A 6,928-nucleotide genomic window follows, 5' to 3' on the forward strand; every position below is an offset into this window, starting at 1 on the left:
TCGTTCAACGATCTTTATTGGAATCCGGGAGGAAATATCAATTTAAAATCAGAAACTTCGGTTCAGGCAGATATGAATCATGAATTTAGTGTGGCTGGTTTTACTTTAAGTCTAACTCCATATTACATGAAAATCGACAATATGATTCGCTGGTTACCAACTGAAATGGGTTATTGGGCAACGTTTAATACCGATAAAGTAGAATCTTACGGATTAGAATCTCAACTCAGCTATCAAAAAAGTTTTAATGAAAATCATTCTGTAAAACTTATTGCAGGATATATTTACACAAAATCTGTAGATCTGGAAACCCAAAAACAACTCATGTATGTTCCATTGCATAAATTTTCTTCAAATGTAGATTATCAATACAAATTTCTGAGTTTTTATGCACAGGGAATGTTTAACGGTTTAACTTACACCACTTCTGATGAAAGCAGAAAATATGCAATTTACCCGTATTTTGTGATGAATGCAGGTCTTTCGGCTACATTTATAAAAAACTATACTTTAGGATTAAAAGTGAATAATATTACAGATACCGTTTACGACACAACGGCGTATTACCCTTTACCTAAAAGAAATTACAGCATAAACGCAACAATAAATTTTTAAATCAATCATATTATGAAATTAAACAGACTATTACAGTTTATTTTTGGATTCGTCCTGTTATTTTCGATTTCGTGTACATCAGATTACGAAGAAATAATTCCGGAAATCAATTACAATAACGGGTTTCTTATTACCAATGAAGGAAACTTTGGTACACCAAACGCAGATGTAACTTTTGTGACAAAAGATCTGAGCTTAATGCAGAACGACATCTATAAAACGAAAAACAACAACGAAAACTTAGGCGATGTACTTCAGACAATGACTTTTAATAATGATAAGGCTTATCTTTTATTGAACAGTTCAAACAGAATTACCGTAGTTGACCGAGTGACATTCAAAAAAACCGGAGAAATTACAGCACAATTGAATAACCCTCGTTATATGGCTGTAGCTAACGGAAATCTTTATGTTACTAACGATCAATTCGGAGCAGGAAAATTTGTAAATGTTTATAAATTATCCGACAACTCTTTTGTAAAGAAAATTGATTTTGCAACGACAAGTACGGTTGAAGGAATTGTAGAAGCAGGAGGAAATATCTATGTACAAAATACCAATGCTTTTAATCCCGGAACGACTCTTACAAAAATTAATACAAGTACAAATACAATCGATTCACAGATTCAGGTGCCAAACGGAAATAATATCAACAAAATTATTTCTTACAATAATAGTGTTTATGCAATTACAGAAGGAGCTCCAAACTCATACATTCACCAAATTCCTGCAAGCGGAGCCGCTATTACAACGACTACATTGACAGGAATTGAAAAAGCTACAAACCTTCAGATTGACGGAGGCAGATTTTATTTCAGCTCTAAGAATAAAATTTATTCTATGGCGATGAATGCTACAACGTCTCCTACTTCACCTCTTATCACTGCAGTAGATGGAGGAGATTATTTTACACTTTACGGATTCTCAGTAATAGACGGAAGAATTTTTACTGTTGACGTAAAAGGATTTACAGCAGCAAGCGAAATCACCGTTTATACCACTGCAGGAACAGCAATAAGCAAGTTCACAGCAGGAATGGGAGCTAATGGAATTTATAAAAACTATTAATTCTTATTTTTCAAAAACAAAAAATGCGGCTTCTTTTGAAGTCGCATTTTTTGTTTGTCAGAATTCTATCTCCTTGCTTTAAAATAGGCTTTAAAAGATTCACAACCACTAATCATATCTTCATACTGACCAGAAAATTGCGTTTTAAGATCCTGATAATATTTATTTTGTTCAAATCTTCTATCTTCATAATTATCGGTTTGGGAATAATTCGGACTATTCTCCTCAATAAAATCAAAATTGTAATTTTGACATCTTCCCTGCATTAAACGGATTCTGATTAAAGATTTTACCTGTTGAATAATACCTGTCTTTCCCATCTCTTTCCCAAAGCGAATACTGTGCATCAAAATATTTTTCGCCCAATTTATTAAACGTATTTAAGGCTAAAACCAATTTATTTTGTCTGATGTATTTAGTTCCCAATAAATCGTATAAAGAATTGATTTCTGATTGATTGAGCGAATAAAAATTCCTGTAAAACGAATCCGGATCTTTACTTAAATTTTTAATTTTATTAATAAAACTCTGCATTTGCTCAGGAGAATACACTGCATCCAGATAATCAAAATAGTTATAGTAATAAGTGTCATAAGTCTGGAAAGAATTTTTCAGAGATTTATAATATACCATATTATAATCTGTATTTTCAGTAGAAGGATTTTCTAAAGATGCATACAAAAACGCAGCATCATCGGTATTTCCCAAGTATTCGAGTTCTCTTCCTAAAGCAAAAATAAATTGCTTGTTATTTTTATTTTTAATGATAATATCTTTCGTAGCATCAGGAATTTTTGCATTCCCGTAAGTTTGATTGGCAAAAAGATTCAAACCTTTGATGATTTCTACATTATTCAGCATCGGATCATGAGAAGGTAAAACTTTTTCGAGTTCTGCGATCTGGTTTAAACTCTCAGAATAATTTTTTGTTATCAATAAAAGCTCGGCTCTTGCAAACTTCCAAAAATTCGGATTCTCCACTTTCGTTAAATCTACCGAATCTATAAACTCTAAAACATCTTTTGCATATTGCCTGTCGATTTCAGATCGTTCTAAAATTTTAAGCGTATTTCTGTTCTCAAAATCATTACTATTATAGTTAAAACCCTCCATTATAGATGCTGAAAACAAAGAATAATACGGTGTAAAAAACCAATCTTCAAGCTTCCCTAATTCACGATAAAGCAAAAAACTCAACCCTTCAAAATTTGAGTTTTCGCTATAAATTTGTTTGATATTTTCTAAATTCTTATCCGGATTATAAAGCCCGCAGAATAATAAAACGATGAATAAGACTGAAAAGAAAAGTTGTTTGGGTTTAAAAAACTAAATCTTAAATCTTCTCCATAAGGATAAAAACCGCATGCAGAAAAAGCACTACTTAGTAAAATTGCTGTAAAAATGACTAATTTCTTCATCGGTGTAATTATTAAGTTGTTTTTCGTCTAAATGAAAAAGCGTAACAGTAATATTTTTATCGAGCTTAATGTTTTTCTTGATTATCGAAATCGCTTTATTGATTTTATCTGCCGTAATTTCTTCATATTTTATTTTGTCGCCTACTCTCAGATAAGTTTCATAGTTAATGACCGTATCTTTCTGCACTTCGTACCAAAGCGGTTTTATCTGTTTCAAATGGGGTTTAATATCATTCACATCATACAAAACATTTGTAAACTGATTATTTTGATAAAGCTGCATCCACGAATAAACCGGAAGCGCAATATCCAAATGCAACGGATATTTTTTCCCCCTATTCAGGTAGCTTTCCAACTCTTTGAGATCCAGAATTGAATTTTTGGATTGATCAGCCAGTGGATTGATCAGATTATAACACATTAAAGTTACTTTATCAACGGGAGGAACGCCCATTTTATCAGGATATTTATATGGATATAATCGCAATGTAACCGAAATTTCTTTTTGTGAAAGCGGTTTCAATTTTTTCAGAAAATAGAAATATTTATCTTTCGTGGAAGCCGTCCAATCGCAGTCGATCTGTATTTCTGATACTTGTAGAGAATCTAATTTTTCCTTTGTATACTTATTGATAAGAAAGTTTACATTATCTGCCAATTTATCCAGATCGCTTTCATTACTTTTCTGGAAAACAATATTTTTTATATAAACTGTCGGAATAATTTCGAGTGAATCTTTAGATTTTTCATTACAGTAAGAATACAATGAAAAATTGGTTTTAGAGATAGGGTAATTTCCCATCGCATCGGTATAATCAACTTCGAAAAATTTTACATACAGTTTTTTAATATCCTGCTCTGTCAAAATATCTTTTTCTTTATTAAAATCAGAGTAATAATCACTTGATTTCCAATAATAAAAAGTCTTTTCTACCTTTTCAACTTTATTCTTCTCACAGGAAAAAATTAAAAAGAAGGAAGCTAAAAATAAAAGTATTTTTTTCATCAATCGTATTTTAAGTATTTGCAAAATTAAGTTTCATTATTTCACAAAAGTAATAACTATTTTGAAGTAATTTTAATGTTTTATTAACAAAATTTTAGGAAATATTTATGATTGCATTTTAACCTAAAAAAGCAACAGATAAAACCTGTTGCTTTTTATATTTTAAAAATTTAAATATTAAACTAAAGTCAATCCCAATTTCTCAGCTTCTGCAATCACAAATTTTCTTGCTTCCTCATGATCATTTCCAATTTCGCCTTCCAGAATTGCTTCTTTTACTTTTTCTTTTAAAATCCCTATTTCACGACCTGGTTTCAGATTAAACATTTCCATAATTTCTTCTCCGGAAATCGGCGGCTGGAAATTCCTTACCTGATCCTTTTCTTCAACTTCTTTTATTTTCACCGCAACATATTCAAAATTTTTCTTGAATTTCTCCTGTTTTTTAGAATTTTTTGTGGTGATATCGGCTTTACAAAGCGTGAAAAGGTCTTCCATATTTTCTCCTGCATCAAACAAAAGTCTTCTCAATGCAGAATCTGAAGCGTCATCGGTGATCAAAGCAATCGGTCGTGACGAAAGCTTTACCATTTTCTGAACGTATTTCATATCAGAATTCAGCGGTAATTTCAGCTTTTGGAAAAGTGCTTTTACCATTTTTGAACCTAAAAATTCATGCCCGTGAAATGTCCAGCCTGTTCCCTCAACGAATTTTTTTGTCGGAGCTTTTCCTATATCGTGAAGCAAAGCCGCCCAACGAAGCCACAAATTATCGGTGTTTTCAGAAATATTGTCAACCACTTCTAAAGTGTGGTAAAAATTATCTTTATGAGTTTGTCCTTCCACTTCTTCTACCCCTTTCAGATCAATTAATTCATGAATAATAAGTTTCATCAAACCTGTTTGTTCCATGAGTTTTAAACCAATTGAAGGCTTTTTTGAAAGCATTATTTTATTAAACTCAACCATAATTCTTTCCATCGAAACAATCTTTATTCTTTCCGCTTCCTGTTTAATTGCGTTTAAAGAATTTTCTTCAATGGTAAAATTTAAAGTCGAAGCAAAACGAATGGCTCTCATCATCCTTAGAGGATCATCTGAATAGGTTTGAGCCGGTTCTAAAGGTGTTTTAAGAATCCCTTTTTCGAGATCATTAATCCCGTCGAAAGGATCAATTAATTCACCAAAATTATCTTTATTTAAAGAAATTGCCATCGCATTGATGGTAAAATCTCTTCTTTTCTGGTCGTCTTCAATCGTTCCGCCTTCTACTTCGGGTTTACGGCTGTTTTCGGTATAGCTTTCCTTTCTTGCGCCAACAAATTCCAGTTCAAGATCTTTGTATCTGATCATCGCTGTTCCGTAAGTTTTAAAAACCGAAACTTTCATTTTCGGATCGATTTCTTTTCCTACGTTCTTGGCAAGCTCTATTCCGCTTTGTTCAGTCACAAAATCAATATCGGTAGAAGCTTTTCGTTTCATCAGTAAATCCCGAACATATCCGCCAACAATGTACACAGACTGATTGTTTTGAGAAGCAACTTCAGAAATTATTTTGAAAAGTTTCAGGTTTTTATTTTGATTGAGGTTGATGAACATTTTTTTAATAGATGTTAGATTTTAGATTTCAGATATTAGACTTACAATTATTTTAAATTTATTAATCTTTATCTAATGTAAAACCACTAAAAAATCAGATTTTACGCTAATAATTTTCCGACTTCTTAATGGTTAAATGGTTTGCAAAGATAAGGATTTACTGAAAATGAATAAATTCAACCGCAAAAATCACAAAAGATTTTTAACACATAAGGCACATAAGTTTTTTTAATATCGATGTATATATTAAGAACACATAAGTTTTTGAAAATCTTTGATTTTCATTTGATACTTCTAAAATTGTGAAAATCTGAATATTTTGGGAAATATATTATTCTCTAAGTACTTTTATTCTGTTATCGCTCCAGATTTTTATCACTGAAGATCCTGAATATTTTGAAACCTTTTCTCTGTCTTCTTCTACCACAAAATCTACCAGATCAATCATTTCTTTTGAAATATCTGAGAATTTCAACGGACTTTTATCTCCACTGAAATTGGCGGAAGTTGAAACTAATGGTTTATTTAATTTTGAAATCAGTTTTTTACAGAAATCATTTTTTACCAGACGAATTCCGATGCTTCCGTCTTCTGCCAATAATTCTTTCGGCAAGCCTCTCGGATTTTCATAAACAATCGTTACCGGCTTTTCGCTTAAATCAATAATTTCCCACGCCATTTCCGGAACGTCTACCAAATCCTGAAGTCTCTTTTCAGATTCTAACAGAATAATCATGGATTTGTTTTTTTCGCGCTTTTTGATGTCGAAAATCTTGTTGACAGCTTCAATATTTGTTGCGTCACAACCAATTCCCCAGATGGTATCTGTCGGGTACAGAATTGTTCCGCCGGATTTTAATATTTGTATGATGTTTTCCATATTCAATAGGGGCGGGCTTTAGCCCGTCTTCAAAATTAAGCATTCATTTGGCTTTAGCCAAAACCTATTTAAAGTTATATTTATCCATGAATTCCTGATATTCTTCTGTAAATGATTTTTTCTTATGATGTATTTCTTGATTTTTAATATAATTTCGCACCGATTCAATCATAGATTCTGAAACAGAGACCGCAAAATATTCATCTTGCCAAGCAAATTTTCCTTTTGTTAATTGATTTTTATTAATCCAAAAAGAAGATTCTCCTTTTATTAACTGAACAACTTTTTCTATATTTTGATTCGAACCTAAAGAAAATAAACAATGGCAATGATCGGAATAAC

Annotated in this window: 7 protein-coding genes; 2 read left to right on the forward strand and 5 right to left on the reverse strand. The window is 31.7% G+C overall.

The window, feature by feature from the left end:
• Window positions 1-615, forward strand: a 615-nt coding sequence (locus tag AB4Y90_RS15070) for a TonB-dependent receptor domain-containing protein (RefSeq protein WP_441558358.1), incomplete at its 5' end; no start/stop codon positions are given.
• A 12-nt stretch (window positions 616-627) separates the two neighbouring features.
• Entirely contained in the window at window positions 628-1,683 is a 1,056-nt protein-coding gene (locus AB4Y90_RS15075) for a YncE family protein (RefSeq protein WP_441558359.1), read from the forward strand.
• A 234-nt stretch (window positions 1,684-1,917) separates the two neighbouring features.
• Here AB4Y90_RS15075 and AB4Y90_RS15080 read toward each other — a convergent pair whose 3' ends face one another.
• The 5 genes from AB4Y90_RS15080 to AB4Y90_RS15100 form a co-directional block, all read right to left on the reverse strand.
• Window positions 1,918-2,880, reverse strand: coding sequence for a hypothetical protein (locus AB4Y90_RS15080; RefSeq protein ID WP_441558360.1), 963 nt, complete (start codon window positions 2,878-2,880; stop codon window positions 1,918-1,920).
• Between the two features lie 180 nt (window positions 2,881-3,060).
• Window positions 3,061-4,107 (reverse strand): hypothetical protein, encoded by a 1,047-nt coding sequence (locus tag AB4Y90_RS15085; protein ID WP_441558361.1) that lies wholly within the window; start codon window positions 4,105-4,107, stop codon window positions 3,061-3,063.
• Between the two features lie 177 nt (window positions 4,108-4,284).
• Window positions 4,285-5,706 (reverse strand): CCA tRNA nucleotidyltransferase, encoded by a 1,422-nt coding sequence (locus AB4Y90_RS15090; protein ID WP_441558362.1) that lies wholly within the window; start codon window positions 5,704-5,706, stop codon window positions 4,285-4,287.
• Window positions 5,707-6,037: 331 nt separating this feature from the next.
• Window positions 6,038-6,586 carry an L-threonylcarbamoyladenylate synthase gene (locus tag AB4Y90_RS15095; RefSeq protein ID WP_441558363.1) on the reverse strand — a complete coding sequence of 183 codons (549 nt, stop codon included), beginning with the start codon at window positions 6,584-6,586 and terminating at the stop codon, window positions 6,038-6,040.
• Window positions 6,587-6,650: 64 nt separating this feature from the next.
• A partial coding sequence (locus AB4Y90_RS15100) for a transposase (RefSeq protein ID WP_441558364.1) occupies window positions 6,651-6,928 on the reverse strand: 278 nt, incomplete at its 5' end.

It is taken from the genome of Chryseobacterium sp. 2TAF14 (genome assembly GCF_052115105.1).
Lineage (GTDB): Bacteria > Bacteroidota > Bacteroidia > Flavobacteriales > Weeksellaceae > Chryseobacterium.

Excerpts from the sequence above, each read along its gene's own strand:
- AB4Y90_RS15075 (WP_441558359.1), top strand. The coding sequence starts at position 628 with ATGAAATTAAACAGACTATTACAGTTTATTTTTGGATTCGTCCTGTTA.
- AB4Y90_RS15085 (WP_441558361.1), bottom strand. The coding sequence starts at position 4,107 with ATGAAAAAAATACTTTTATTTTTAGCTTCCTTCTTTTTAATTTTTTCC.
- AB4Y90_RS15090 (WP_441558362.1), bottom strand. The coding sequence starts at position 5,706 with ATGTTCATCAACCTCAATCAAAATAAAAACCTGAAACTTTTCAAAATA.
- AB4Y90_RS15095 (WP_441558363.1), bottom strand. The coding sequence starts at position 6,586 with ATGGAAAACATCATACAAATATTAAAATCCGGCGGAACAATTCTGTAC.